Annotated in this window: 24 protein-coding genes; 5 read left to right on the top strand and 19 right to left on the bottom strand. The window is 66.3% G+C overall.

What is annotated here, in order from left to right:
* Positions 1–74 precede the first annotated feature (74 nt).
* The 3 genes from AC1DBN_RS06160 to AC1DBN_RS06150 all read left to right on the top strand — a co-directional run bounded on the left by AC1DBN_RS06160 (position 75) and on the right by AC1DBN_RS06150 (position 2,252).
* Positions 75–623, top strand: a complete 549-nt coding sequence (locus AC1DBN_RS06160; protein ID WP_314214468.1) for a YceI family protein — start codon at positions 75–77, stop codon at positions 621–623.
* 155 nt (positions 624–778) lie between these two features.
* Positions 779–1,243 carry a hypothetical protein gene (locus tag AC1DBN_RS06155; RefSeq protein ID WP_477722770.1) on the top strand — a complete coding sequence of 155 codons (465 nt, stop codon included), beginning with the start codon at positions 779–781 and terminating at the stop codon, positions 1,241–1,243.
* A 112-nt stretch (positions 1,244–1,355) separates the two neighbouring features.
* Complete coding sequence (locus AC1DBN_RS06150; protein ID WP_477722769.1) at positions 1,356–2,252, top strand: hypothetical protein; 897 nt, start codon at positions 1,356–1,358, stop codon at positions 2,250–2,252.
* 48 nt (positions 2,253–2,300) lie between these two features.
* On the opposite strand, the gene AC1DBN_RS06145 is transcribed toward AC1DBN_RS06150, so the two are convergent.
* Both AC1DBN_RS06145 and AC1DBN_RS06140 read right to left on the bottom strand, forming a co-directional pair.
* Positions 2,301–3,005, bottom strand: a complete 705-nt coding sequence (locus AC1DBN_RS06145; RefSeq protein WP_091722786.1) for a redox-sensing transcriptional repressor Rex — start codon at positions 3,003–3,005, stop codon at positions 2,301–2,303.
* A 91-nt stretch (positions 3,006–3,096) separates the two neighbouring features.
* Positions 3,097–3,351 carry a glutaredoxin family protein gene (locus AC1DBN_RS06140; protein WP_015938254.1) on the bottom strand — a complete coding sequence of 85 codons (255 nt, stop codon included), beginning with the start codon at positions 3,349–3,351 and terminating at the stop codon, positions 3,097–3,099.
* A gap of 88 nt (positions 3,352–3,439) precedes the next feature.
* On the opposite strand from AC1DBN_RS06140, the gene AC1DBN_RS06135 reads away from it, so the two are divergent.
* Complete coding sequence (locus AC1DBN_RS06135) at positions 3,440–4,258, top strand: HAD family hydrolase (protein WP_091722788.1); 819 nt, start codon at positions 3,440–3,442, stop codon at positions 4,256–4,258.
* A gap of 78 nt (positions 4,259–4,336) precedes the next feature.
* On the opposite strand, the gene AC1DBN_RS06130 is transcribed toward AC1DBN_RS06135, so the two are convergent.
* From AC1DBN_RS06130 to AC1DBN_RS06075, 12 genes are all read right to left on the bottom strand, one after another.
* On the bottom strand, positions 4,337–4,435 hold the full coding sequence (locus AC1DBN_RS06130) for a 30S ribosomal protein bS22 (RefSeq protein ID WP_003792170.1): 99 nt from the start codon (positions 4,433–4,435) through the stop codon (positions 4,337–4,339).
* Between the two features lie 192 nt (positions 4,436–4,627).
* Complete coding sequence (locus AC1DBN_RS06125) at positions 4,628–4,840, bottom strand: helix-turn-helix domain-containing protein (RefSeq protein WP_045729294.1); 213 nt, start codon at positions 4,838–4,840, stop codon at positions 4,628–4,630.
* Positions 4,841–5,022: 182 nt separating this feature from the next.
* The gene (locus tag AC1DBN_RS06120; RefSeq protein WP_091722790.1) at positions 5,023–6,126 is read right to left on the bottom strand and encodes a 3-deoxy-7-phosphoheptulonate synthase; all 1,104 of its coding nucleotides are present in this window, start codon (positions 6,124–6,126) and stop codon (positions 5,023–5,025) included.
* Between the two features lie 216 nt (positions 6,127–6,342).
* Positions 6,343–7,671 (bottom strand): glycoside-pentoside-hexuronide (GPH):cation symporter, encoded by a 1,329-nt coding sequence (locus AC1DBN_RS06115; RefSeq protein ID WP_314214475.1) that lies wholly within the window; start codon positions 7,669–7,671, stop codon positions 6,343–6,345.
* 52 nt (positions 7,672–7,723) lie between these two features.
* Entirely contained in the window at positions 7,724–8,743 is a 1,020-nt protein-coding gene (locus tag AC1DBN_RS06110) for an acetylxylan esterase (RefSeq protein WP_091722809.1), read from the bottom strand.
* A gap of 9 nt (positions 8,744–8,752) precedes the next feature.
* Complete coding sequence (locus AC1DBN_RS06105) at positions 8,753–9,406, bottom strand: LutC/YkgG family protein (RefSeq protein WP_091722812.1); 654 nt, start codon at positions 9,404–9,406, stop codon at positions 8,753–8,755.
* Positions 9,403–10,875, bottom strand: coding sequence for a LutB/LldF family L-lactate oxidation iron-sulfur protein (locus tag AC1DBN_RS06100; protein WP_477722768.1), 1,473 nt, complete (start codon positions 10,873–10,875; stop codon positions 9,403–9,405). The genes AC1DBN_RS06105 and AC1DBN_RS06100 overlap by 4 nt, the downstream gene beginning before the upstream one ends.
* Complete coding sequence (locus tag AC1DBN_RS06095; RefSeq protein WP_314214481.1) at positions 10,875–11,678, bottom strand: (Fe-S)-binding protein; 804 nt, start codon at positions 11,676–11,678, stop codon at positions 10,875–10,877. Before AC1DBN_RS06095 ends, AC1DBN_RS06100 begins: the two co-directional genes overlap by 1 nt.
* 4 nt (positions 11,679–11,682) lie before the next feature.
* Positions 11,683–13,197: a rhamnulokinase gene (locus tag AC1DBN_RS06090; protein WP_477722767.1), complete on the bottom strand. Its 1,515-nt coding sequence runs from the start codon at positions 13,195–13,197 to the stop codon at positions 11,683–11,685.
* A complete protein-coding gene (locus AC1DBN_RS06085) occupies positions 13,194–15,230 on the bottom strand; it encodes a bifunctional aldolase/short-chain dehydrogenase (RefSeq protein ID WP_477722766.1) in 2,037 nt (678 codons plus the stop codon). The genes AC1DBN_RS06090 and AC1DBN_RS06085 overlap by 4 nt, the downstream gene beginning before the upstream one ends.
* 5 nt (positions 15,231–15,235) lie before the next feature.
* Positions 15,236–16,402 (bottom strand): L-rhamnose isomerase, encoded by a 1,167-nt coding sequence (rhaI, locus tag AC1DBN_RS06080; RefSeq protein WP_477722765.1) that lies wholly within the window; start codon positions 16,400–16,402, stop codon positions 15,236–15,238.
* A gap of 93 nt (positions 16,403–16,495) precedes the next feature.
* Entirely contained in the window at positions 16,496–16,843 is a 348-nt protein-coding gene (locus AC1DBN_RS06075; protein ID WP_314214486.1) for an L-rhamnose mutarotase, read from the bottom strand.
* Between the two features lie 151 nt (positions 16,844–16,994).
* Here AC1DBN_RS06075 and AC1DBN_RS06070 point away from each other — a divergent pair, with 151 nt between their 5' ends.
* Positions 16,995–18,008 (top strand): LacI family DNA-binding transcriptional regulator, encoded by a 1,014-nt coding sequence (locus tag AC1DBN_RS06070; protein ID WP_314214488.1) that lies wholly within the window; start codon positions 16,995–16,997, stop codon positions 18,006–18,008.
* Between the two features lie 6 nt (positions 18,009–18,014).
* On the opposite strand, the gene AC1DBN_RS06065 is transcribed toward AC1DBN_RS06070, so the two are convergent.
* From AC1DBN_RS06065 to AC1DBN_RS06045, 5 genes are read right to left on the bottom strand one after another with little or no spacing between them, the layout of a single operon-like run.
* Positions 18,015–18,689 carry a DUF1961 family protein gene (locus AC1DBN_RS06065; protein ID WP_314214490.1) on the bottom strand — a complete coding sequence of 225 codons (675 nt, stop codon included), beginning with the start codon at positions 18,687–18,689 and terminating at the stop codon, positions 18,015–18,017.
* Positions 18,690–19,391 carry a rhamnogalacturonan acetylesterase gene (locus AC1DBN_RS06060; protein ID WP_477722764.1) on the bottom strand — a complete coding sequence of 234 codons (702 nt, stop codon included), beginning with the start codon at positions 19,389–19,391 and terminating at the stop codon, positions 18,690–18,692. It abuts the gene before it with no gap.
* A 26-nt stretch (positions 19,392–19,417) separates the two neighbouring features.
* Complete coding sequence (locus AC1DBN_RS06055) at positions 19,418–20,290, bottom strand: carbohydrate ABC transporter permease (protein ID WP_314214494.1); 873 nt, start codon at positions 20,288–20,290, stop codon at positions 19,418–19,420.
* Positions 20,290–21,267 carry an ABC transporter permease gene (locus tag AC1DBN_RS06050; protein WP_314214496.1) on the bottom strand — a complete coding sequence of 326 codons (978 nt, stop codon included), beginning with the start codon at positions 21,265–21,267 and terminating at the stop codon, positions 20,290–20,292. Before AC1DBN_RS06050 ends, AC1DBN_RS06055 begins: the two co-directional genes overlap by 1 nt.
* Positions 21,268–22,800, bottom strand: coding sequence for an extracellular solute-binding protein (locus AC1DBN_RS06045; protein WP_477722763.1), 1,533 nt, complete (start codon positions 22,798–22,800; stop codon positions 21,268–21,270).
* Between the last annotated feature and the right edge of the window lie 97 nt (positions 22,801–22,897).

The raw sequence follows: 22,897 nt of genomic DNA, 5'->3' as shown, positions 1-22,897 counted from the left end.
AGTTAGTTGAGACTTCAACCGATGAAGCTTCAACGGCAGAACCCCGCAGGCACGCAGACACAAGGAGCAACATCATGGCACTTCCCGCAGACGTCACCACCGGCACCTGGACCCTCGACAACTCCCACAGCGAAATCGGCTTCACCGTCCGGCACGCCGGCATCAGCAAGGTGCGCGGGCAGTTCACCGACGCCACCGCCACGCTCGAGCTCGCCGAGGACGTAGCCCAGTCCAAGATCGCCGCCACCATCAACACCGCCAGCTTCGACTCCGGCGACGCCAACCGCGACGGCCACGTCAAGGGCGAGGACTTCTTCGACGTGGAGAAGTTCCCGGAAATGTCCTTCGCATCCAACGGCCTGGTGGCCAAGGGCAACAGCTACGAACTGACCGGCGACCTCACCATCAAGGGCGTCACCCGCCCAGTGACCCTCGAAACCGAATTCAACGGCGTGGCCGTTGATCCCTTCGGCAACACCCGCGCCGGCGTCTCCGCAGAGACCACCATCAGCCGCAAGGACTTCGGCCTGACCTGGAACGCCGTCCTCGAGACCGGTGGCGTACTGGTCAGCGACAAGGTTGCCATCAACCTGGAACTGGCGTTCATCGCCCCCGCCGCATAAGCAGCGAATCCTTCGGGCGAAACCCCGGCGCCGCCCCCAGGGCGGGCCGGGGTTTCCCGTTTAAGCAGCGTCCCTTACGCAGCGCCCGGCCCGGCACATGCGGCGCGGGAGCGCCAGGCCCGGCCACGCACGACGACGGCGCTACAGTGAACGCCATGAGCAACTCCCCCACCACTCCCCGCAGCGGGGCTGCCGCGATGTTTTCCCTCGCCGGGCTGCCCCTTGAACTCAAGGTCTCCTTCTGGATCTGGTTTGTGGGCGGTGTCCTGTCCATGCTGGGCGGCCTGCTGGGCATGCTGGCTTCGCTGGTCCTGTTCGCCGCCGCACCGGCGGCCGCCATGGGTGTGGTGGTGCTGATGCTGCTGGCCGCCGCGGTGGGGGTGGCCCAGATGGTCTTCGCGCTCAAGATGAAGGCAGGACGGTCCTGGGCACGGGTGGCCCTCACTGTGCTGGCGGCCATCACCCTTGGCCTCGCCGTGGTGAACGGCAACGCCGGTACCGGCCAGGCCGGGAACTGGGTGGCGTTCGTGGTGGCGCTGGCTGCAACCGTCCTGATGTGGTTACCGAAGGCGCAGGCCTGGTTCCGCGGAAGTCCGCGCCGGAATACCTCTTCCGAATGATCCCCAAGGGCAGCGGCCGGGGGTACGGTGGTCTTAAGTCATGCTGGGGGTAGGGGCACTGGACCGATCCTCGGCAACCCACCTGTAACCCGACATGAATAGAGGACCGCTCATGAGCACTCCCCCTGTCCCGCCGCCGGGATCAAACGATCCCCACCCCGGCAGTTCAAACACCGGCAACCCGAACACCAACGGCGATGCCGGCAACCAGCCGCCGCGCTTTGGCGAAAACGCCCCGCAGTATGGCCAGAGCGCACCCCAGTACGGCCAGAATGCGCCGCAGCAGGGCCAGGACCAGCCGCAGTACGGCCAGAACGCTCCCCAGTACGGGCAAAACGCGCCGCAACATGGCCAGCAGTTCAGTTCGCAGCCGCCGGCCACTCCGCAATACGGCCAGAATGCGCCCCAGCAGGGCCAGCAGTACGGCCAGGGTTACGGACAGCAGTTCGGGCAGAACGCCCCGGGCGGGCAGCAGTTCGGCCAGTCGCCGTACGGCCAGTCCCCCTACCCGTCCGAGCAGCCCCAGCCCGCCGGCAGCAACGGCGTTCCCCAGCTGGTCAACATCTCCTTCTGGCTCCTGCTCGCGGCGGCAGCCATTTACGTGATTTCCATGCTGACGGGCCTCGGCCAGCTGAACGACCCCGCATTCCGCCAGACGTTCGAAGACCAGATGGCATCGAGCGGCGCCGCCGGCGTGACGTACGACGACGTCCAGGGCTTCATCGGCGGCACCCTCGTGGCGTTCGCCATCCTCGGCGCCGGCCTGTACTTCCTGGTGGCCTTCTTTGTCCGCAAGGGCAAGAACTGGGCACGCATCCTGGGAACGGTCTTCGCGGGCCTGTCGGTCTTCGGGCTGTTCGGCATCCCCACGTTCGGTACGCTCGGCACCGTCCTGGGCATCGCGGCCATCGTGCTGCTGTACCTGCCGGCCGCTGCCCCGTATTTCCGGAAGCAGCAGCCCTTCGCCAACCCTTATGGTGGCGGTTTCAGCGGCCCGTACGGCCGCTGACCCTTTAGTTCCACTCCCGCGGGCGCGGGTTCCGGACCTGCCGTTTTCCTAGGCAGTCTGCTCCGGGGCCTGCGCCCGTTGTGCGTGGTAGGCAAGGATCTGCAGTTCGGTGGCCATGTCCACCTTGCGCAGGTTAACCCCCTCGGGGACCTGCAGCATCACCGGGGCGAAGCTCAGGACGCTCCGAACGCCGGCTGCCACCACACGGTCGCAGACATCCTGGGCCACGGATGCCGGCAACGCCAGCACCACCATGTTGGCCCCGGTCCGGTGCAGCACCGCCTCCAGGTCCGCGACATCGCTGACCCGCAGCCATCCCACTTCGTTTCCCACCACCATCTGGTCGGCGTCAAAGATGGCCACCACGTCGAATCCCCGGGACTCGAACCCGCCATACCGGGCCAGGGCCTTGCCCAGGTTGCCGGCGCCCACAATGGCAACTTTCCAGTCGTGCGTCAGGCCGAGGGCGGCAGCGATATGGCGGCTCAGGTACTGGACTTCGTAGCCCACTCCGCGGGTGCCGTAAGAGCCGACGTGGGAGAGGTCCTTGCGGAGGGTGGAGGAGCTTACTCCGGAGGCTTCGGCCAGCGATTCGGAGGATACCCGCTCGATGCCGTCGGCCAGCAGGGTGTTGAGGGCGCGGAGGTAGATCGTCAGCCGGGCCACCGCTGCGGGCGGAATCTGCTTGGCTGGCGTACCCGTGGCGTCCGGCAGGTCCGGGACAGCCTGGGGAGTTGAGTCCAGCGAAGTCACCAGCCCCTCCCTTGCATCGCGTTGTGCCTCCACTCTAGAGCCCCATCGCCGGTGCCAACAAAGCAGGTACCGTCACGTCGGACCGCTCCCCCTACTGCGCCATGGCCCGCTGCAGGACGCGTTCCAGCCTGGCTTCGTCGATCTTCCAGAAGTCGCGCTGCACACCGTCCACGAGGACCACGGGAATTTCCTCCGCATAGCGTTCGCGCAGTTCCGGCTGGTTGTCCACCAACTCTTCGCTCCACGTAAGGCCCAATGCGGCAGTGACCCGGCCGACGGCGTCGCGCGCGTCCTCGCACAGGTGGCAGTTCGCTTTGGTGACCAGGACAACATGGGGTGTGGGCATGCTTTAACGGTAGCGCCGTTGAAGCATGCCCACACCACGCCCGGCATGCCGACCGCGGCCGACCGGTGGATTGACTAGACTCAAGTCCATGCCCGAGGAGAAATACGTCGCAGTTGTGACCCGGCCGGTCGCTGCGCCGCAGCCGGGCGAGGCGGCGTTTTTCGATGTGGACAACACCCTCATGCGCGGCGCCAGCCTGTTCCATGTTGCCCGGAAGATGCACCAGCGGGGGGCGTTCACGCTGGCCGAGGCAGCCGGCTTCGCCTGGAAGCAGTTCAAGTTCGTGGCCCGCGGCGAGAATATCGACGACGTCCACGCTGTCCGTGATTCCGCGCTCACCCTCGCTGCAGGCATCGCCGTGGACGACATCAAGGCGCTGGGCGAAGAGGTCTACGACGAGATGATCGCCTCGCGGATCTGGCCCGGGGCCAAGGCACTGGCCGAACAGCACCTTAGGGTGGGCCGCCGCGTCTGGCTGGTTACCGCCACCCCCATTGAAGTTGCCACCGTCATCTCAACACGGCTGGGCCTGACCGGCGCGCTGGGAACGGTGGGCGAGGTCTCTGACGGGATGTATACCGGCAGGCTGGTGGGAGATATCCTGCACGGCTCCGCCAAAGCGGTGGCGGTGCAGGGCATCGCCGACGCCGAGGACCTGGACCTCAAGCGCTGCTGGGCCTACAGCGACTCCTATAACGACATTCCGCTGCTGTCCCTGGTGGGCCATCCGGTGGCCATCAATCCGGACGCCAAGCTGCGCCGCCACGCGCGCGACAACAACTGGCCGGTGTACGACTTCCGCGCCGGCCGCCGGGCTGCAACGTTCGGCCTCAAGGCCGCAACCATGGGCGGCGCCGTGTACGGCCTCTGGAAGGGCTTCGCGAGGATCCGCGGCCCCCGGGCGTAAGGCAGGCACCTCTGTAGGCAAAAGAAATGCCCGCCACCTCGGAAGGCGGCGGGCATTTCCACGCTGTTCGAAGTATCTCTACTTCTTATTGCGGCGCTGGTGACGGGTCTTGCGAAGCAGCTTGCGGTGCTTCTTCTTGGCCATACGCTTGCGACGCTTCTTGATAACTGAACCCACGAAAGTTCCTTACAAACTAGATGCAGTACCTGTCTGATGGAAATGGTCCGCGGACAAAGCTACGAACTGAACAACTGACAGATTCTTACAATGACGTAAAACGTTCCTTAACAGGGTACCGCTTCCGGGAGGCCGCTTCTAACCGGCACGGCGTTCACCCGGCACGAATACCGGATTTGCGGCGGGACTGGCTCAGGCGGTGCCTGCGTGCCCGTCCACCACGGCGCCCCTGAGGTACTGGTCCACAGCAGTCTCGGGCACGCGGTAGGAGCGGCCAAAGCGGACTGCCGGCATTTCACCGGAGTGCACCAGGCGGTAGACGGTCATTTTGGAGACGCGCATGACCTCGGCAACTTCTGCCACGGTCAGGAACTTCGCGTTCGAGAAGTTCTGTTCTGCGGACATTTCCCTATTTTCCTTTGCTGACGGATGGACACAGTGGACCCCAGGTTCGTACCAAATGCGGTGTTCCGATGCTGAGCCATCCACCAACCACCTATCCAGATACTCTAGATGTTCCTGTGGCAGAAGTGAAAGTAGTAGGGTCCCCCTATTTGCCCGGCGTACCACCCTTCCCGTGGGCCTCGTCAGCCGCGGCGCTTGCGGGCCGAGGCGGCCAGCTGTTCCAGCACCGATGCCGAGACGTCCCACTCCATGCACGCATCCGTGACACTCTGCCCGTAGACCAGCTCATCCCGGCCCGCAGCGTGCTCCACGACATCCAGGTTCTGGGCGCCTCCCACCAGGAAGCTTTCGAGCATGACGCCGGCGATCGCGTGCGCGGCGGGGCCGCCCTCTTCGAGCTGCGCGCCGATTTCCAGTGCCACCTCCGCCTGGCGGTGGTGGCTCTTGCCGCTGTTGGCGTGGCTGGCGTCCACGATCAGGCGCGGATTCAGTCCCTTGCCGGCCAGGGTGGCGGAGGCGGCTTCGACGTCGGCCGTCGAGTAGTTGGGGCCCTTGCGTCCGCCGCGGAGGATGACGTGCGTGTCCGGGTTGCCGGCAGTGGCCACCAGCGCGGCCCGGCCGTCGCCGTCGATCCCCAGGAACGCCTGGGCTGCCGCAGCGGCACCGCAGGCGTCGATGGCAACCTGCAGGCCGCCGTCGGTCCCGTTCTTGAACCCGATGGGCATGGACAGGCCGGATGCGAGCTGGCGGTGGATCTGGCTCTCGGTGGTGCGGGCCCCGATGGCGCCCCAGGAGATGAGGTCGGCCATGTACTGCGGGCTGATCGGTTCCAGGAACTCGGTGGCGGTGGGCAGTCCAAGGGCGGTGACCTGCTGCAGGAAGTGGCGTGCGGTGCGCAGGCCGGTGACCATGTCGTGGCTGCCGTCCAGCCGTGGATCGTTGATCAGGCCCTTCCAGCCCACCGTGGTGCGCGGCTTCTCGAAGTAGGTCCGCATGACGATCAGCAGGTCTTCCTTGTGCTTCTCAGCCTGGCTGACCAGCCGGCGGGCGTATTCCAGCCCGGCCTTGGGGTCGTGGATGGAGCACGGGCCCACGATCACCAGCAGGCGGTCGTCCACGCCGTCCATGACGGCGCGGACTTCATCGCGGCCGCGTTCGACGACGGCGGCCACCTGCGCGTCGAGGGGCAGGTCCGCGATCAGTTCGGAAGGGGTGGGCAGCGGGGTGAATTCGCTGACGCGCAGGTTCGAGGTGGATGGTGCTGCTGCGGCTGTTGCGGTGCTCATGTTCGGGTCCTGTTCCAGATGGGAAGCGGGCCCGGATTTCAGAACCCGCCGGAGAAACGGCGAAGGGCAGAGAATGATCTCTGCCCTGTTGGCTCTGAAGGAAAGTTGGATGCGTGTCAGTTAGACGCGGGCCCCTCCAGAGCCAACGAAAAATACGCATACCAACGGTTAGTCATGGGAAGACCATAGCCCCGGAATTGCTCCGGCCGCAAAACGTTACGCAGGATCACGCGCCAGTTCGGCCACCAGCTCGGCATGCCGGCGGTCCGTAAGGCGGTACCAGGACATGGTGACGACGGCGGCCAGCACCAGGATGGCCGGCAGCAGTCCCGCCGAAGCACGGATGGCCAGGAGGGCACCCTCCGCCTGTTCCCGGAGGCCGCCGTCGTAGGCTCCCCAGGCAAGGGCGTACGCCACCAGTCCCCCGCCGAAGCCCATGCCCAGCTTTCTGGTGGCCGCGAGGAGGGCATAGTTGATGCCCTGGACCCGCACGCCGGTCTTCCACTCGCCATACTCCACGGTGTCCGCGATGAGTGCCCAGGTGAGGATTCCCACGGTGGCGGAGGAGAGCTGGGCCAGGACGATGCCGCCCACCGCCAATGCCGGCAGGCTGGCAGGAGCCAGGAAGACCACCACCCCACCCACCACACCCAGGACGCACCCTGCCGTGAACACTGCCTTCTTGCCCCACCGTGCCACGGGCCTGGGGATCATGACCGCCAGGGTCAGGGTGATGACCACCTGGGTGGCGGCCATGACCGGAAACAGGTCCACGCGGGCCAGCACATCGCGCAGGTAGAAGAATTGGGCGGCGCCGGTGGCGGAGTTTCCGGTCACGAAGAGCACGGAACTGACGCAGAGCACCAGCAGCGGCGAATTGGACTTCAGGGCGTCGATACTTTGGCGCAGCGTGATCCGGGGAATGCTTGCCCCCGACTGTTCGCGGCAGGCACTGCCGGTGAATACGTAGAGAACCGAGCCGACCCCCACGAACACGAGGGTGAGGATGGTGAAGATCTGCTGCATGTCCCCGCCGGCGCCGAGCAGGGGTGCGATGACGAATCCCAGGACCGCCCCGGTGGAGAGGCCGCCGATGGTCCGGGCACCGGCCAGCCGTGCACGTTGCCGCGGGTCACGGGTCATGGCCCCCACCAGGCAGCCATACGGAACGTTGACCAGGCTGTACGCCAGGCACACCAGCCCGTAGGTGCAGTAGGCGTAGAGGAGTTTCAGGCCGGGATCCACGTCCGGGACGTGGAACACCGCTGCGCTGAGCACCAGTGGCACGAAGCCGAACATGAGGAAGGGCCGGAACTTGCCCCACCGTTTCCCCTGCACACGGTCCACGAGGCGGCCCGCGGCGATATCCGTGACGGCGTTGAACACGCGGGCCACCACCAGCAGGGTGCCCGCGGCGGCGGCAGCGATGCCGGCAACGTCGGTGTAGTACACCAGCAGGAACATGTTTGCGGTGCTGATGATCATGCTGTTGGCGGCATCGCCGGCGCCGTACGCGACGATGCTGCGCCTGGTGAGCTTCTTCATTTCTCCCTCGCTGCAGGCTTAGAAACCGCTTTCTCAGCCTGCAGGAAGGAAGTTACCCCAAAATCTTGCGCAGAAACAACAGCTGCCTGATCCACTGGTGTTCCTGGCCGCCTTCGTGGTTGTTGAACCGGTAGACCTCGATCTCCTTGGCCGCCCCGGTTCCGGAAGAACCGGCGTCACCCGCGCCGTAGGCGTTGAAGCTGGCGAAGACCGTGGACGGTGGGCAGATGTCATCCATTTGCGCCACCGAGTAGAGCGCCGGCACGGTTGCCCAGCGGGCCAGGTTCACGCCGTCGAAATACCGCAGGACTTCGAGGATGGAGTCGTAGCGGTCGCGGTGGCGGCCAAGGAACTGGGCGATTTCCGGGTAGGGGCCGCGGGGTGTGATGTCGATGGCGCGCGGGAAGTCCTGCAGGAAGGGGACGTCGGGCAGCGCGGCGATGACGCCGTCGAGCCTTCCGGCCGCAAGGCCTGCCGTGGCCACCACAATGCCGCCGCCCTGGCTGACGCCGGCCAGCACCACCTTGCGGGGGTCGACGCCGGGATGGGACTGCGCGGCCTCCACGGCCCGGAAGGCGTCCACGTAGACGCGCCGGTAGTAGTAGTCCTCCCTGCTTCCGGCACCCCGGGTCATGAGGCCCGCGTGGGCTACGTCCCCCGCGGAGGGGTGCGGGTCCGGCGTATCGCCGATGAGGCCGCCGTAACCCTGTCCGCGGGTGTCCATGATGAAGTGCGCGTAGCCTGCCTGGGCCCAGCGGGTGTCCTGGTTGACCAGGCCGCGGCCACCGGAGTATCCGGCATACTGGACCACCACGGGCAGGCGTGCACCCGGTTCGCGGTTGGCCGGCAGGTGCAGCCAGCCTTTGATGGGCGCCCCGCCGTACCCGGCAAATGTGGCGTCGAACGTGTCGATGAGGGTGAGGTAGTTCTCGACAGGTTCGAAGGTGGCTTCCAGCGGAAAGGCCCGCGCCTCTTCGATGGTCGTGTCCCAAAACGCTGCAAGGTCGTTGGGCGGTGTCACGTCGGAGGTATAGCCGCGGAGCTGGGCCAGGGGAAGGTCAAAGAGGGGCATGGCTAGATCCTATGACGCGGGAAGGTTCCCGGACTGCTTGATGATGATGACGTCCAGCCGGCGTGGCCCGTGGACGCCTTCGACGCGTTCGAGTTCGATGTCCGAGGTGGCGCTGGGGCCGCTGATCATGGTGAGCGGGCGGGTGCCGTCCAGGCGGCGGAGGGCTTCGGGGAGGATCTGGGTGATGTCGCGGCTGTGGACCACGCAGATGTGGTGGTCCGGGATCAGCGAGATGGCGCGGCGGCCCTGGTCGGGGCTGCCGTCCAGGATGATGGTCCCGGATTCGGCGACGGTCACCGCGCTGGAGGTCACGACGGCGTCGGTTGCGTCGAGTTCGGTGACGGACCGCGCGCCGTGCCCGCCGCCGTCGTACTTCACCCTGGAAGGTTCGGTTTCCCACGCGAGCCAGGCCGGGTCCAGCCCGGCGGGCACCACGTAGGAGCCCGCGCCGGCGAGGAGGCCCTGGATGGTGGCCGGAACGGCGGATCCGTCCACCACCGTCACACCCGCTTTATAGTCCTCCAGCCGGTCCACCAGCACGTCGATGCGTTCCTGCGCGTTGAGGTCCCCCTCCAGCCGGTAGTCCCGCGGGATGTCCGGGACGGCGGGAGCGTCCTGCAGCGCGGTGCGGACGGCGGCGAGGATGTGTTCGCGGGTGCTCATGATTCCTTGTGCTCCTTGGCCCACCAGTCGCGGAAGGACCGGGACGGGGGCGCGGGGATGTCGCGGCTCTGGGTCCAGCCGGCGGCGATCCCCGGCAGTTTCTTGATCTTCTTGTCCTTGCCGGCGGCGGCGCGGCCCAGGGGCAGGAGCTTTTCAACGGCGCCCAGCCGGCGTCCGTCGGACAGCGCCCAGGAGGCTGCCTTGAGCCCGACGTCCATTTGGGACGGGAGTCCGCCGCGGTGGGCGTCCACGTCCTTTCCGCGGAGGTGGACCAGGATGTCAGGGATGTTGATCTTGACCGGGCAGGCGTCGTAGCAGGCCCCGCAGAGTGAGGACGCGTACGGCAGTGAACCGTTCTCCTCGGCTTCGACGCCGGTCATCAGCGGCGACAGGATGGCGCCGATGGGGCCCGGGTACGTTGAGCCGTAGGCGTGGCCACCGGTGCGTTCGTAGACGGGGCAGACGTTGATGCAGGCGCTGCAGCGGATGCAGTGGAGGGCCGAGCGGCCCATCTCATCGGCCAGGGCGTTGGTCCGTCCGTTGTCCAGCAGGATGACGTGGAAGGTGGAAGGCCCGTCCCCTTCGGTGACCCCGGTCCAGAGGGAGGTGTAGGGGTTCATCCGCTCGCCGGTGGAGGAGCGCGGAAGGAGCTGCAGGAACACCTCAAGGTCGGAAAAGGTGGGCAGCAGTTTCTCGATGCCCATGACCGTGATGAGGGTATCGGGGAGTGTGAGGCACATGCGGCCGTTGCCTTCGGACTCCACGACGCTGAGGGTCCCGGAGTCTGCGATGCCGAAGTTCGCGCCGGAGATCGCCACTTTGGCGGTGAGGAACTTGGCGCGCAGGTGGGCGCGGGCGGCCATGGCGAGGCGGCGCGGTTCGTCCGTGAGATCCGGATCGACGCCGGGCATTTCCTTCAGGAAGATGTCGCGGACTTCGGTGCGGTTCTTGTGGATCGCCGGGACCAGGATGTGGCTGGGCTTGTCGTGGTCCAGCTGGACGATGAGTTCGGCCAGGTCCGTCTCGTAGGCGGCGATGCCGTGGTCTTCGAGGTATTCGTTCATGCCGATTTCCTGGGTGGCCATCGACTTGACCTTGACAACCTCGTCCACGCCCTCGGCTTTCACCAGGTCGTGGATGATGCGGTTGGCCTCGCCGGCGTCCTGGGCCCAGTGCACCGTGCCGCCGCGGGCGGTGACGTTGGCCTCGAAGGCTTCCAGCAGCTCCGGGAGTCGTGCCATGACGGAGGTCTTCAGGGCGCTGCCGGCCTCGCGCAGCTCCTCCCAGTCCGGCAGTTCCCCTGTGACGTTGAGGCGTTTGGTGCGGATGGTGGAGGTGGCGTGCTTCAGGTTGCGGCGGAGCTGGCTGTTTCCCAGCTCCCGCCGGGCCGCCGAGGGGAACTTTTCCTCAGCGAAGAGGTTCCCTGAGCCGGGCCGCAGGCCGGGCATTCCAAGTGCGGTGCGGGACATTATTTGACCACTACTTTCACGGTTTGCCCGGCGGGTCCTGGAACGGTGACGGGTTCGGCTTCGGTGCTGGCGAGGATCTCGGCCAGGTGGAGGGTAGCCACACCTGAGTCCTCCCGGGAGAGGCCGCCGCCGATGTGCATCAGGCAGGAGTAGTCCCCGCCCGCGCACACGGACGCCCCGGTGCTGCGGATGTTCGCCGTCTTGTCCGCCAGCATCGCCGAGGAAACGTCGGCGTTCTTCACGGAGAACGTGCCGCCGAACCCGCAGCACTGGTCCGCCTCGGGCAGGTCCAGCAGCTCCAGGCCCTTCACGCCGCGGAGCAGGCCGGCCTGCCGGTCACCGAGCTTGAGCAGGCGCATGCCGTGGCAGGAGGGGTGGTAGGTCACCGTGTGCGGGAAGTAGGAGCCCAGCTGTCCGGCGGGATCGGTGACGCCCAGGACGTCCACCAGCAGTTCGGACAGCTCGTAGGTTTTCTTCCCGACGGCGGTTGCCCGCTCCTCGAGCCCGGCATCACCTGCGCGGCGGGCCACCATGGGGTGCTGGTGCTTCACCGACGCCACACAGGACCCTGACGGCGCCACGGCGACGTCGTAGTCCTCCGATTCGAAGGCCCGGACGTGGTTGGCCACCACGGGCACGGCTTCCTTGAAGTAGCCGCTGTTGACGTGCATCTGCCCGCAGCAGGCCTGGCCCTTGGGGAAGACCACCTGGTGGCCCAGCCGTTCCAGGACCGCCACCGTTGCCTGGGCGGCACGCGGATACATGCCGTCCACGATGCAGGTGGCGAAGAGTGCGATTTTCATGGGTTCAATTCCGGGAGGCGGTAACGGGGAGGTCGAGGGGCTCGTAGCGGTGCAGGCTGGCTCCGGCGGCAATGATCCTGCGGAGTTCGGGCAAACCGCCTGCCACGGCGCCTGCCGCCCGGGCCTGCACGAGCACGTTGCCCAGGGCTGTCGCTTCCACGGGCCCGGCGATGACCGGGCGCCGGGTGGCATCGGCCGTGAGCTGGCAGAGGAGCGCATTCTGTGATCCGCCGCCCACCACGTGCACCACGCCCGCCGAGCGGTCCGCCAGGCGTTCGGCGTCCGCCAGTGTCCGGGCGTATCCGGCAGCGAGGCTGTCCATGATGCACCGGGTGATGGCTGCGGGATCGTTTGGCAGCAGTTCGCCGGTGCGCCGGACTGCCGCACGGATGCGTTCGGGCATGTTGTCCGGGGCGATGAAGTATGGATCATCAGCGTTGATCTGCGGTCCGCCGGCGGGTAGTGCTGCGGCCGCGGCCAGCAGGGCAGTCAGGTCCGGTTGGAAGCCTTCCGATGCCCAGGTGCGCTGGCATTCGCTGAGCAGCCAGAGCCCGCCGATGTTGCGCAGGTAGCGGATGGTGCCGTCCACGCCGCGTTCGTTGGTGAAGTTCGCCTCCCGGCTGGCTTCGGTGAGGACCGGGTGCGGCAGTTCCAGGCCCACCAGGGACCAGGTGCCGGAGGAGACGTAGGCGAAGTCCCCGCCGTCGGCGTCCGTATCAGCGGGAACGGCGGCAACGGCGGACGCGGTGTCGTGCGAGCCCACGGCCACCACGGGGGTGCTGGAGGGCAGGCCCACCTCCTCGGCAATGGCCGGGAGGAGGGTGCCGAACGTTTCGCCGGGCTGGACCAGCGGCGGGAACAGGTCCTTCCGCAGTCCCAGGGCCGCCAGGAACTCGGTGGCCCACTCCCCTGCCACGGCGTCGAACAGGCCGGTGGTGGAGGCGTTGGTGGCTTCGGTACGGCGGGCGCCCGTGAGCAGGAATGCGATGAGGTCCGGGATCAGGAGGGCCTGCAGCCCGTCGAGGTCCTTCTCGGTGGCCAGCTGGTAGATCGTGTTGAACTGCAGGAACTGCAGGCCGGTGGTGGCGTAGAGCCGCTCGGGGTCCAGTTTCCGGTGGACGGGCTCCACGGCGGCCCGGCTGCGGTCATCGCGGTAGCTGAACGGCTGGGCCACGAGGTTCCCGCCGGCGTCCACCAGGCCGTAGTCCACGGCCCAGGTGTCGATGCCAATGCTGGCGATCCGTTCGCCCTGCCCGGCGGCCACAGTGGCGGCCGTGCGGAGGCCTGCAAGCACCTCCGCGAAGAGGGCGTCGAAGTTCCAGCGGAGGCCGCCGTCGATCTCCACCACGCCGTTGGGGAAGCGGTGCACGGTTTCCAGCGACACCCCGGACTCCGGTGAAACACGGCCGAGCATGACGCGGCCGGACGAGGCCCCGATATCGACGGCGGCGAACACACTGCCGGCGAACAGGCCAAGGGCGGTGTCCGCGCCGTCGATATCGTGTGACAACGTGCTCACCGGAGGAATGCTGCGGCTACTCCGGCGTCCACGGGGATGTGCAGGCCGGTGGTGTGGGACAGCTCGTTGCTGGTGAGGACGGCGGCAGCGTTGGCCACGTGCTCGGGGAGGACTTCGCGCTTGAGCAGGGTGCGCTGGGCGTAGTACTCGCCCAGTTTCTCTTCGTCCACGCCGTAGACCGCGGCGCGCTTGGCGCCCCAGCCGCCGGCGAAGATCCCGGAGCCGCGGACCACGCCGTCGGGGTTGATGCCGTTGACGCGGATGCCGTGCTCGCCCAATTCGGCGGCGAGCAGGCGCACCTGGTGGGCCTGGTCGGCCTTGGTGGCGGAGTAGGCGATGTTGTTGGGGCCGGCGAACACGGAGTTCTTGGAGGAGATGTAGATGATGTCTCCGCCCAGGCCCTGGGCGATCATGACCTTCGCAGCGGCCTTGGCCACCAGGAAGGAGCCCTTGGCCATCACGTTGTGCTGCAGGTCCCAGTCCTTTTCGGTGGTTTCCAGCAGCGGCTTGGAGATGGACAGGCCGGCGTTGTTGACCACCAGGTCCACGCCGCCGAACGCGAGCACCGCGGCGTCAATCGCTGCTGCGACCTGCGCTTCGTCCGTCACGTCGGCCTGGACGCCGACGGCGACATCCGCGCCGCCGAGTTCCTCGGCCACCTTCTGCGCGTTCTCGAGGTTCAGGTCGGCAATGACCACGCAGGCGCCTTCCGCGGCGAGGCGGGTGGCGATGGCCTTGCCGATGCCGGACGCCGCACCGGTCACCAGGGCGATGCGGGTGGCGTGCGACTTCGGCTTGGGCATCCGGGCCAGTTTGGCTTCCTCCAGGGCCCAGTATTCGATGCGGAACTTCTCGGATTCCTCGATGGGGGCGTAGGTGGAGATCGCTTCGGCGCCGCGCATCACGTTGATGGCGTTGATGTAGAACTCACCGGCCACCCGGGCGGTCTGCTTGTTCGCCCCGAAGGAGAACATGCCCACGCCGGGAACCAGCACGATGGCCGGGTCCGCGCCGCGCAGCGCCGGGCTGTCCGCGTCCTTGTGCCGGTCGTAGTAGGCCTGGTAGTCCTCGCGGTAGTCGGCGTGCAGCTCATGCAACCGGGCGATCGAGTCTTCGATGGAGGCGTCGGCGGGCAGGTCCAGGATCAGCGGCTTGACCTTGGTGCGCAGGAAGTGGTCAGGGCAGGAGGTGCCCAGCGCGCCCAGCCGCGGGTGCTCGGCGGCTTCGAGGAAGTCGAGGACCACGGCGTCATCGCTGAAGTGCCCCAGCTGCGGTTTATCCGTTGAGGCAAGGCCGCGGATCACCGGTGCCAGGGCGGCGGCCTTCGCACGCCGCTCCGCCTCGGGCAGGGCTGCGTAGCCCGGCAGCTTGGCACCGAAAGGTTCGGCCGCGCCGTTCTCGGCGATGTACTGCTCGGCCTGGTCGATGATCCACAGCGAGTTGGCCTCGGCCTCGTCGCTGGTGGCGCCCCAGGCGGTGATGCCGTGGCCGCCCAGGATGGTGCCGATGGCCTGCGGGTTGGCTTCCTTGATCGCGGCGATGTCCAGGCCCAGCTGGAAACCGGGGCGGCGCCACGGAACCCAGACCACCTTGTCGCCGAAGACCTTTGACGTCAGCGCTTCGCCGTCCACCGCCGTCGCGATAGCGATGCCGGAGTCCGGGTGCAAGTGGTCCACGTGCGCGGCGTCCACCAGTCCGTGCATGGCGGTGTCGATCGACGGCGCTGCGCCGCCCTTGCCGTGCAGGCAGTAATCGAAGGCGGCCACCATTTCGTCTTCACGGTCGACGCCCGGGTAGACGTTCTTCAGCGCGTTCAGCCGGTCCAGCCGCAGCACGGCAAGGTTCTGGGCCTTCAGCGTGCCCAGGTCACCGCCGGAACCCTTCACCCACAGGAGTTCAACGTCCTCACCGGTGACCGGGTCCTTCTCGGTGCCCTTGGCGGAGGTGTTGCCGCCGGCGAAGTTGGTGTTCCGCTTGTCCGCGCCGAGGCGGTTGGAACGCGAAATCAGGTCTTCAACAGTCTTGTTGCTCATAGGAATTAAGCGCCCCATCCGGCTTGCTGGCCGCCTGCGCGGTCCTCGTTGATCTGTTTCTGGTAGCCGCTGGCCTTGTAGGCGGCCATCGGGTCCGCGGGCAGGCCGCGGGATTCACGCCACTCGGCCAGGGCGGGACGGACGTCCGTGTAGAAGGCGTCGTTGAAGATGCCGTTGGCGGCCAGGACGTCCCCGGCGCGCTGGGCCTCGGTCAGGGCAGCGGTGTCGATCAGCAGGGCGCGGGCCGTCATTTCCTGGACGTTCAGCACGGACCGGATCTGGCCCGGGATCTTCTCTTCCAGGTTGTGGCACTGGTCCAGCATCAGCGCGACGCCGGAGTCCTTGCCGAAGCCTCCGCCGCGGATAACCTCGTGCATGATGCGGAAGAGCTGGAACGGATCGGCGGCACCCACAATGAGGTCGTCGTCGGCGTAGAAGCGCGAGTTGAAGTCGAACGACCCCAGCTTGCCCAGGCGCAGCAGCTGCATCACGATGAATTCGATGTTGGTGCCCGGGGCGTGGTGGCCGGTGTCCAGGCAGACGAACGCCTTCTCGCCCAGCGCCAGGGTCTGGGCATAGGACGTGCCCCAGTCCGGAACATCGGTGTGATAGAACGCCGGCTCGAAGAACTTGTACTCCAGGACCAGGCGCTGCTCGTCCCCCAGGGCCGCGTAGATCTCCTGCAGGGACTCGGCCAGGCGGTCCTGGCGGCCGCGGAGATCATCCTGGCCCGGGTAGTTGGTGCCGTCCGCCAGCCAGATCTTCAGGTCGCGGGAGCCCGTGGCGTGCATGATGTCGATGCAGTCCAGGTGGTGTTCGATGGCGCGGCGGCGCACGCCCTCGTTGGAGGACGTCAGGGAGCCGAACTTGTACTCGTCGTCCTGGAAGGTGTTGGAGTTGATGGTGCCCAGGCCAACACCCAGGCCCGCGGCGTACTCCTTCAGGGCGGAGTAGTCGTCCACCTTGTCCCACGGAATATGCAGGGCGACCGTGGGCGCGAGGCCGGTCAGCTCATGGACCTTGGCGGCGTCGGCCAGCTTCTCCTGGACCGTCCGCGGCGTGCCGGGCGTGCCGAACACCTTGAACCGCGTGCCTGAATTTCCATAGGCCCACGAAGGGACCTCGATGGCAAGCTCTCCGAGCCTGCCCAGCGCCTTTGCTACGTCATTCATGATGGTTCTTTCCGGTGTCTCGTGCTGCTGTGGTCTGTTGGGTAATGCCCCGCTGCAGGAGCTGGGCTTGGCTTTAGTTACTGGGGCATGGAACTACTGGGTTGTGGAGCCTGCGCCCGCAAGCTGGCCGTCAAGGTTGAACACCTCTTCCAGGACCTGGAACCCCTCGTCGGGCGCCTGGCCGGTGTCCTCAAAAAGCGTGGCCATCTCGGCCTGCCAGCGCGCGTTGACGTCGGTCAGGGCCATGCGGGCACGAACGGCGTCGAAGTCGTCGCATTCGACGTAGCCCACCAGGAGCCCGTCCTCCGCCAGGAACAGGGAGTAGTTGTTCCAGCCCGCTTCCTTCAGGGCAAGAAGCATCTCCGGCCACACCGCGGCGTGGCGCCGCTTGTACTCGTCGATCAGCGCCGGCTGGATCGAGGACCGGAAGCACACCCTCATCTGGAACTCTCCTGAACTCGCGGATATTTGAATCGTTTCATTGGTACGATTCAAAGTACTCTTGAACCTGAGTAGGTGTCAAGCATTTCCACCCGGCCCCAGCAAATGGCCCGTGGAAGTCAGGGCATCCGGACCAGCAGCTCGGAGAATCATGAACCGCACCGCCAGTATCAAGGACGTTGCCAACCACGCCAGCGTTGCCGTGGGCACCGTCTCCAACGTGCTGAATTACCCGGACAGGGTGTCCCAGCGCACCAAGGAACGCGTCCTGAAGGCCATCGACGAACTGGGGTTTGTCCGCAACGACGCCGCCCGGCAGCTCCGCGCCGGCCACAGCCGCACCGTGGGACTGATTGTCCTGGACGTGGGCAACCCGTTCTTCACCTCGGTGGTGCGGGCAGCTGAGGATGCCGCCAGCGTCCACGGCAGCGCCGTCCTGCTGGGCGACAGCGGCCACGACGCCGGCCGCGAAGCCAATTACATCGATCTCTTCCAGGAGCAGCGGGTCCAGGGCCTCCTCATTTCCCCCGTTGGCGACGTCACCGAGCGGCTGGACCTCCTCCGCGAGCGCGGCGTACCCACGGTCCTGGTGGACCGCCTGGCGGACGAGTCCAGGTTCAGTTCGGTTTCCGTGGACGACGACGCCGGCGGGTACCTGGCCGCGCGGCACCTGCTGGACACCGGCCGCCGCCGGCTCGCGTTCGTGGGCGGCCCCACGTCCATCCGGCAGGTATCGGACCGCCTGCAGGGTGCACAGCGCGCCGTCAAGGAGGAGCCCGACGCAACACTGGAAGTGCTGGCGTCGGAGGGGATGACCGTCCTGGCCGGCCGCAGCGTGGGAAACATGCTGGTGGAACGCAGCCCGGAGGAGTTGCCCGATGGCGTTTTCTGCGCCAACGACCTCCTGGCCCTCGGCGTCATGCAGTCCCTCACCATGACCCATACCTTCCGCATCCCAGAAGATGTGGCACTGATCGGCTACGACGACATCGACTTTGCCGTCTCGGCAGTGGTTCCGCTGTCCTCCATCCGACAGCCCACAGAGGCGCTGGGCCGCACCGCCATCGAGCTCCTCACCGAGGAAGTGGAGTCCCAGAACGCCACGCACCGCGCGGTGGTGTTCACGCCGGAGCTCGTGGTCCGGCAGAGCACCGGCAAGGCGTAGGACGCGTCAGCGCAGCTTCTCCACCACCAGGTTCCGGTAGGCGGCCCGCAGCGGGGCCATCTGCCGGAACCCGATGTGGCCGCCGCCGAGGACCTTGCCCGAGGAGTCTGTCCACTCGAACAGGGTCAACCCGTTGATGGCAAAGGACACCAGCGGGCCGTCCTTCACCACTTCCAGGCGGTAGAAGTCCACCGCGTCTTCAGTGGGCGGCAGCGGGTCAGCGCCCTGCGCCACCAGTTCGAAGCCTGCACTCTTGCGGAGGTTGCACGTCCGGAAGGCCCGCTCTGATTCGTACTTGTGCCGGAAATACGAGACGTGCAGGGCATCGATGTCCCCCGAATGGTACTGCGGATAGAACCCGGTCCGCGGGGCCAGGTCCGGGCTGAAGAGGTCCAGGCCGCCCTGGCCGGCGGCTGCGAAGAACAGCATGGCCAGGCCCGGCTCTTCGAGCGGCCGGAACTCCCAGCTGATGCGGATTCCGTCCGGAAACTCCTCCGGGCACCAGAACGTCCAGTGCGCGTGGTCGCCGAATTCGGCGTCGTCCAGTGCACCGGACAGCTCCAGCGCCCCGGAGTGGGTGCCAAGGTTCAGCGGCCCTTCGGCCACCCAGTCCGCGACGTCCGCCGGACCGCCCAGCGCATTGCTGTACAGCACCCCGGCACCCCCTGTGGCGGTGCCCACTCAGGCGCGTCCCGCCGTCGTACCCGCAAAAGCCGGGGCGGCGAGCCCCAGCTCCGCAAGCCCGGCTGCCACGTGCTCCGCAACCACTGCGGCACCTTCCTGGGAGAAATGCGTGTTGTCCGCCAGCCCGTCCGGCCAGTAGGCGTGCTCCCCCGGCGCGAAATGGCAGAACAGCGCCACGGATCCCTCCCGGCCCAGACGGACGTAAAGCTCCCGGGTCCAGGCATTGAGGTCGATCACGGGGACGCCGAGCTCCAGCCCCAGTTCGCGCACCACCTCGGGGTAGTCCTCCAGGCTTTCCTCCAGTACGTCGCCCATGCCGGCGGACGACGACGGCGCGTCCCGGAAGTGCCGCCGTTCCACGGAGGTGCAGAGCACCGGAGCCGCGCCCAGGGCACGCACCTCCCCCACCATGGTGCGCAGGTTGGCCGCGTAGCCGGTGCGGGCTGCCAGGTGCTGCTTCTTCTGGTCGTTGTGGCCGAACTGGATGAGGACAAGGTCGCCTTCGCCGGCCTCTGCCAGCAGTGCCGTCCACAGCCCTTCGCCGCGGTAGGACTCGGTACTGGCCCCGCCCTTGGCGAAGTTGTGGACCGCTGCCCGCCGGTAAACGTGCGGGGCCAGCTGCGCGCCCCACCCGCTCATGGGGTACTCGTGCGTGAGACAGTTGGCGACGGTGGAATCACCGGCGAGCAGGATCTTCATGGTCTTCTTTCTGTGAGTGGGGGTTTCTAGCCCTTGACGGAGCCGATGAGCATGCCCTTGGCGAAGTGCTTCTGCAGGAAGGGGTAGAAGATCAGGATGGGCAGGGTGGCCACCACGATCACGGCGAACTTGATGCCCTGTTCCGGCGGAATGTAGTTGGGGTCCACGTTGCCGGTTCCCAGCAGGTCCGAGGCCGCAGTGACCTGGCGGAGGTACATCTGCAGGGTCCACTTGGAGTTGTCGCTGAGGTAGAGCAGGGGCGACATGAAGTCGTTCCAGATTCCCACGGCATAGAACAGGGCGAACGTGGCCAGGACCGGCTTGGACAGCGGCAGCAGGATCCGCCAAAGGATGCCGATCTCCGTGGCGCCGTCCATCTTGGCCGATTCCTCCAGCTCCGCCGGGAGCTCCTGGAAGAAGTTCTTGATGATGATCAGGCTGAACGGGTTGATCGCCGCAGGCAGGATCAGGGCCCAGTAGGAGTTGAGCAGGCCGAGGTCCTTGACCAGGAGGAAGGTGGGGATCATGCCGCCGGAGAAGACCATGGCGAAGACCACCAGGGACAGGATGAGCTTGCGTCCCCGGAGGGTCTTCTTGGCCAGCGGGTAGGCCATGGTCACCGTGAACGCCAGCTGGACCACCGTGCCGACGGCGGTGACCAGGATGGTGGTGATGAGCGCCCTGGTGAAAGCCGGCGTCGAGAAGATGTACTCGTAGGAGCCCAGGCTGAACTGCTCGGGCCAGACGAAGAACGCCCGCCGGGTGATTTCCGCTTCGGTGGCGAACGAGCCCGCGAAGACGTAGACGAACGGCAGCAGGGTAAGGATGCCCACCAGGGACAGGAAGAGGTAGTTGGCGGCGTCGAACACCCGGCCGCCGGTGGTGTTGTGGATCTTCATTAGAACAGTCCGCTCTGGTTGAACCGCTTGGCCAGCCAGTTGGTGCCGAAGATCAGCACCAGGCCCACCAGGGATTTGAACAGGCCCACCGCGGTGGAGTAGGAGTAGGCGCCCTGGGTGATGCCCACGAAGTACACGTAGGTGTCAAAGACATCCGCGACGTCCCGGTTCAGGGCGTTGGTCATCAGGTAGATCTGTTCGAATCCGGTGTTGAGCATCTGCCCGATCGCCAGGATCAGCATCACGATGATGGTGGACCGGATCCCGGGCAGGGTGATGTGCCAGACACGCCGGAACCGTCCGGCGCCGTCGATGATCGCGGCCTCGTACTGGTCCTGGTCCACCGTGGACAGGGCGGCGAGGAAGATGATGGTTCCCCAGCCGGTGTTCTTCCAGATCTCCTGCAGCACGATCAGCGGCCTGAACCAGGCGGGATCGGACAGGAAGTCGATGTTGGTGCCCATCACGTTGTTCAGGAACTGGAACATCGGGCCGATGTCCAGCGCGAACAGCAGGAAGCTCAGCGACGCCACGATGGTCCAGGACAGGAAGTGCGGGATGTACACCAAGGTCTGGACCGTGCGCTTGAGGACGGAGAGGCGGACCTCGTTCAGCAGCAGGGCCAGCACGATGGTCAGCGGGAATGCGATGCCCAGGTTCAGGAACGCCAGGATCAGCGTGTTGCCCAGCAGGCGCGGGAAATCCGGGTTGGAGAAAAAGTCCTCGAAGTGCTGGGTCCCCACCCACCGGCTGCCGTTGACGCCGAGGAACGGGACGTAGTCCTTGAAGGCGATGGACACGCCATACATGGGGCCGTAGCGGAACACCGCAAAATACAGCACGCCCGGCAACAGCAGCAGGTACAGCCACTTGTAATGCGCGAAGTGGACGGAGAACTTGGCGTTCTTCCGCTCCCGGGCGGGCGGCCGGCTGGCCGCCCGCCCTGAGGCCTCAGCCTCGACGACGGGGGCTGCCATTTACTTGTTGTCCTGCCAAAGCTTGTTGATCTCTTCTTTGACCTTGTTGCCGCCGCTGGTGTCCCAGAGCTTGATGGCGTCCTTCAGGCCCTGCTCATCGATCTGTCCGGCGAGGTACTTGATCCGGGCGTCCGCCACGATGTTGTCCAGCTGTGCGCCCTTGGCCACGTAGGTGGCGGAGACGTACGGGGCGGCGGGGTTGTACACGGCGCTCTTGAGGTCCTCGGCCATGACTTCGGTGCGCTTGTCGAAGACCTGCTGCTCGTAGTCGCTGGCCTGCTTGACCGGGTAGAAGTTGTTGCCGGCCACGTTCATGCCCAGCTGTGCGTAGCTCTTGATGTCGGTGCTGACGGCCTTGCCCTCGGGGGTTTCGGGCTTGATGGTGGCGGCCTTACCGTCCTCCACGGTGAAGTTGACGCCTTCGATGCCGTTGTTCAGGAGGGTGGCCACTTCCTTGCCGTTCAGGGTGTTCAGGACCTCAAGGACCTTGTCCAGCTCGGCCTCGGTGCGGACGCTGGACTTGGGGACGGCCAGGAAGCCGGAGTAGCCGTCGGTGGGGTGGGCGTGGAGTTCGCCGTCGGGGCCTTCGAGGTTGCCCACGAAGCCCACCTTGTTCTGGAAGTTGTTGGGATCGGCCTGCTTGAAGAGGTTGACCAGGACGCTGACGCGGGAATCGACGTCCACAATGATGCCGCCCTTGCCGTTGAAGAACGGCTCGTTCCACTTGGTGCCGTCGAACGTGGCAAAGTCCGGGTTGATGAGCTTCCCGTCCACCATCTTCTTCACGAACCGGTTGGCCTCAAGGAACTCGTCGGTCTCGAAGCTGGGGATCAGTTTCCCGTCCTTCTCGGTCCACCGGTTGCCGGCGCCGTACCATTCCTCGATCAGGTCGTAGGGGCTGTTGGTGCCCAGGGCTCCCCACTTGGGGATGGTGATGCCCCACGTGTCATTCTGGCCGTTGCCGTCCGGGTCCTGCTCGGTGAACGCCTTGGCCACCTTGTAGAGGTCCTCGGTGGTCTTGGGCGGCTGGAGGCCCAGCTTGTCCAACCAGTCCTGGCGGAACATCACCGCAGCACGCATGGGCGCACGGCCACGGTAGACGCCGTAGACCTTGCCGTTGATGCTGGCGTTCTCCTGGATATCGGGGAACGTGGTCTTGAGGTTCGGATACTTGTCGAGCTTATCCGTCAGGTCCCAGAAGGCGCCCGCTTCGGCGTTCTTGACGAAGCCGGGGGTCTTGCCCTGGATGACCATGATCTGCGGGATGTCGGAGCCTGCCAGCGTGATGTTGGTCTTGTCCTCGTACGAGGAGTTGGGCGTCCAGTTGATGTTGATGTCCTTGCCGGTGAGTTCTTCCAGCTTCTTCTGGACGGCGCCGTCCGCGCTGGGCGGCTGGGCCTCGAGGAACGGGGCCATGATGGACACGCTGGTGAGGTCCGCGGCGGGTTCATTGCCGCCGCCGCTGCAGGCGGTGAGAGATATGGCGGAGATGGTGACGACGGCGGCCGCCAGGGTGAGTTTCCTACGGATCATGGCTTTTCCTTTTCCACTTCTTCGGGGTTTCGTTGGTCATTCAGACGGGGTTGATACGTTTCATTTGTGGACGTGCGGGCAGGACGAGGGTGCGGGG

This window comes from Pseudarthrobacter sp. 10T415, from assembly GCF_056394175.1.
Note: the sequence above shows the minus strand (reverse complement) of the source record. Positions and strands in the feature narration are given on the sequence as shown.

Coding starts and splice junctions, on each gene's coding strand:
- AC1DBN_RS06160 (WP_314214468.1), top strand. CDS start 75: ATGGCACTTCCCGCAGACGTCACCACCGGCACCTGGACCCTCGACAAC.
- AC1DBN_RS06155 (WP_477722770.1), top strand. CDS start 779: ATGAGCAACTCCCCCACCACTCCCCGCAGCGGGGCTGCCGCGATGTTT.
- AC1DBN_RS06150 (WP_477722769.1), top strand. CDS start 1,356: ATGAGCACTCCCCCTGTCCCGCCGCCGGGATCAAACGATCCCCACCCC.
- AC1DBN_RS06140 (WP_015938254.1), bottom strand. CDS start 3,351: ATGCCCACACCCCATGTTGTCCTGGTCACCAAAGCGAACTGCCACCTG.
- AC1DBN_RS06135 (WP_091722788.1), top strand. CDS start 3,440: ATGCCCGAGGAGAAATACGTCGCAGTTGTGACCCGGCCGGTCGCTGCG.
- AC1DBN_RS06125 (WP_045729294.1), bottom strand. CDS start 4,840: ATGTCCGCAGAACAGAACTTCTCGAACGCGAAGTTCCTGACCGTGGCA.
- AC1DBN_RS06120 (WP_091722790.1), bottom strand. CDS start 6,126: ATGAGCACCGCAACAGCCGCAGCAGCACCATCCACCTCGAACCTGCGC.
- AC1DBN_RS06115 (WP_314214475.1), bottom strand. CDS start 7,671: ATGAAGAAGCTCACCAGGCGCAGCATCGTCGCGTACGGCGCCGGCGAT.
- AC1DBN_RS06110 (WP_091722809.1), bottom strand. CDS start 8,743: ATGCCCCTCTTTGACCTTCCCCTGGCCCAGCTCCGCGGCTATACCTCC.
- AC1DBN_RS06105 (WP_091722812.1), bottom strand. CDS start 9,406: ATGAGCACCCGCGAACACATCCTCGCCGCCGTCCGCACCGCGCTGCAG.
- AC1DBN_RS06100 (WP_477722768.1), bottom strand. CDS start 10,875: ATGTCCCGCACCGCACTTGGAATGCCCGGCCTGCGGCCCGGCTCAGGG.
- AC1DBN_RS06095 (WP_314214481.1), bottom strand. CDS start 11,678: ATGAAAATCGCACTCTTCGCCACCTGCATCGTGGACGGCATGTATCCG.
- AC1DBN_RS06085 (WP_477722766.1), bottom strand. CDS start 15,230: ATGAGCAACAAGACTGTTGAAGACCTGATTTCGCGTTCCAACCGCCTC.
- rhaI (WP_477722765.1), bottom strand. CDS start 16,402: ATGAATGACGTAGCAAAGGCGCTGGGCAGGCTCGGAGAGCTTGCCATC.
- AC1DBN_RS06075 (WP_314214486.1), bottom strand. CDS start 16,843: ATGAGGGTGTGCTTCCGGTCCTCGATCCAGCCGGCGCTGATCGACGAG.
- AC1DBN_RS06070 (WP_314214488.1), top strand. CDS start 16,995: ATGAACCGCACCGCCAGTATCAAGGACGTTGCCAACCACGCCAGCGTT.
- AC1DBN_RS06060 (WP_477722764.1), bottom strand. CDS start 19,391: ATGAAGATCCTGCTCGCCGGTGATTCCACCGTCGCCAACTGTCTCACG.
- AC1DBN_RS06055 (WP_314214494.1), bottom strand. CDS start 20,290: ATGAAGATCCACAACACCACCGGCGGCCGGGTGTTCGACGCCGCCAAC.
- AC1DBN_RS06050 (WP_314214496.1), bottom strand. CDS start 21,267: ATGGCAGCCCCCGTCGTCGAGGCTGAGGCCTCAGGGCGGGCGGCCAGC.
- AC1DBN_RS06045 (WP_477722763.1), bottom strand. CDS start 22,800: ATGATCCGTAGGAAACTCACCCTGGCGGCCGCCGTCGTCACCATCTCC.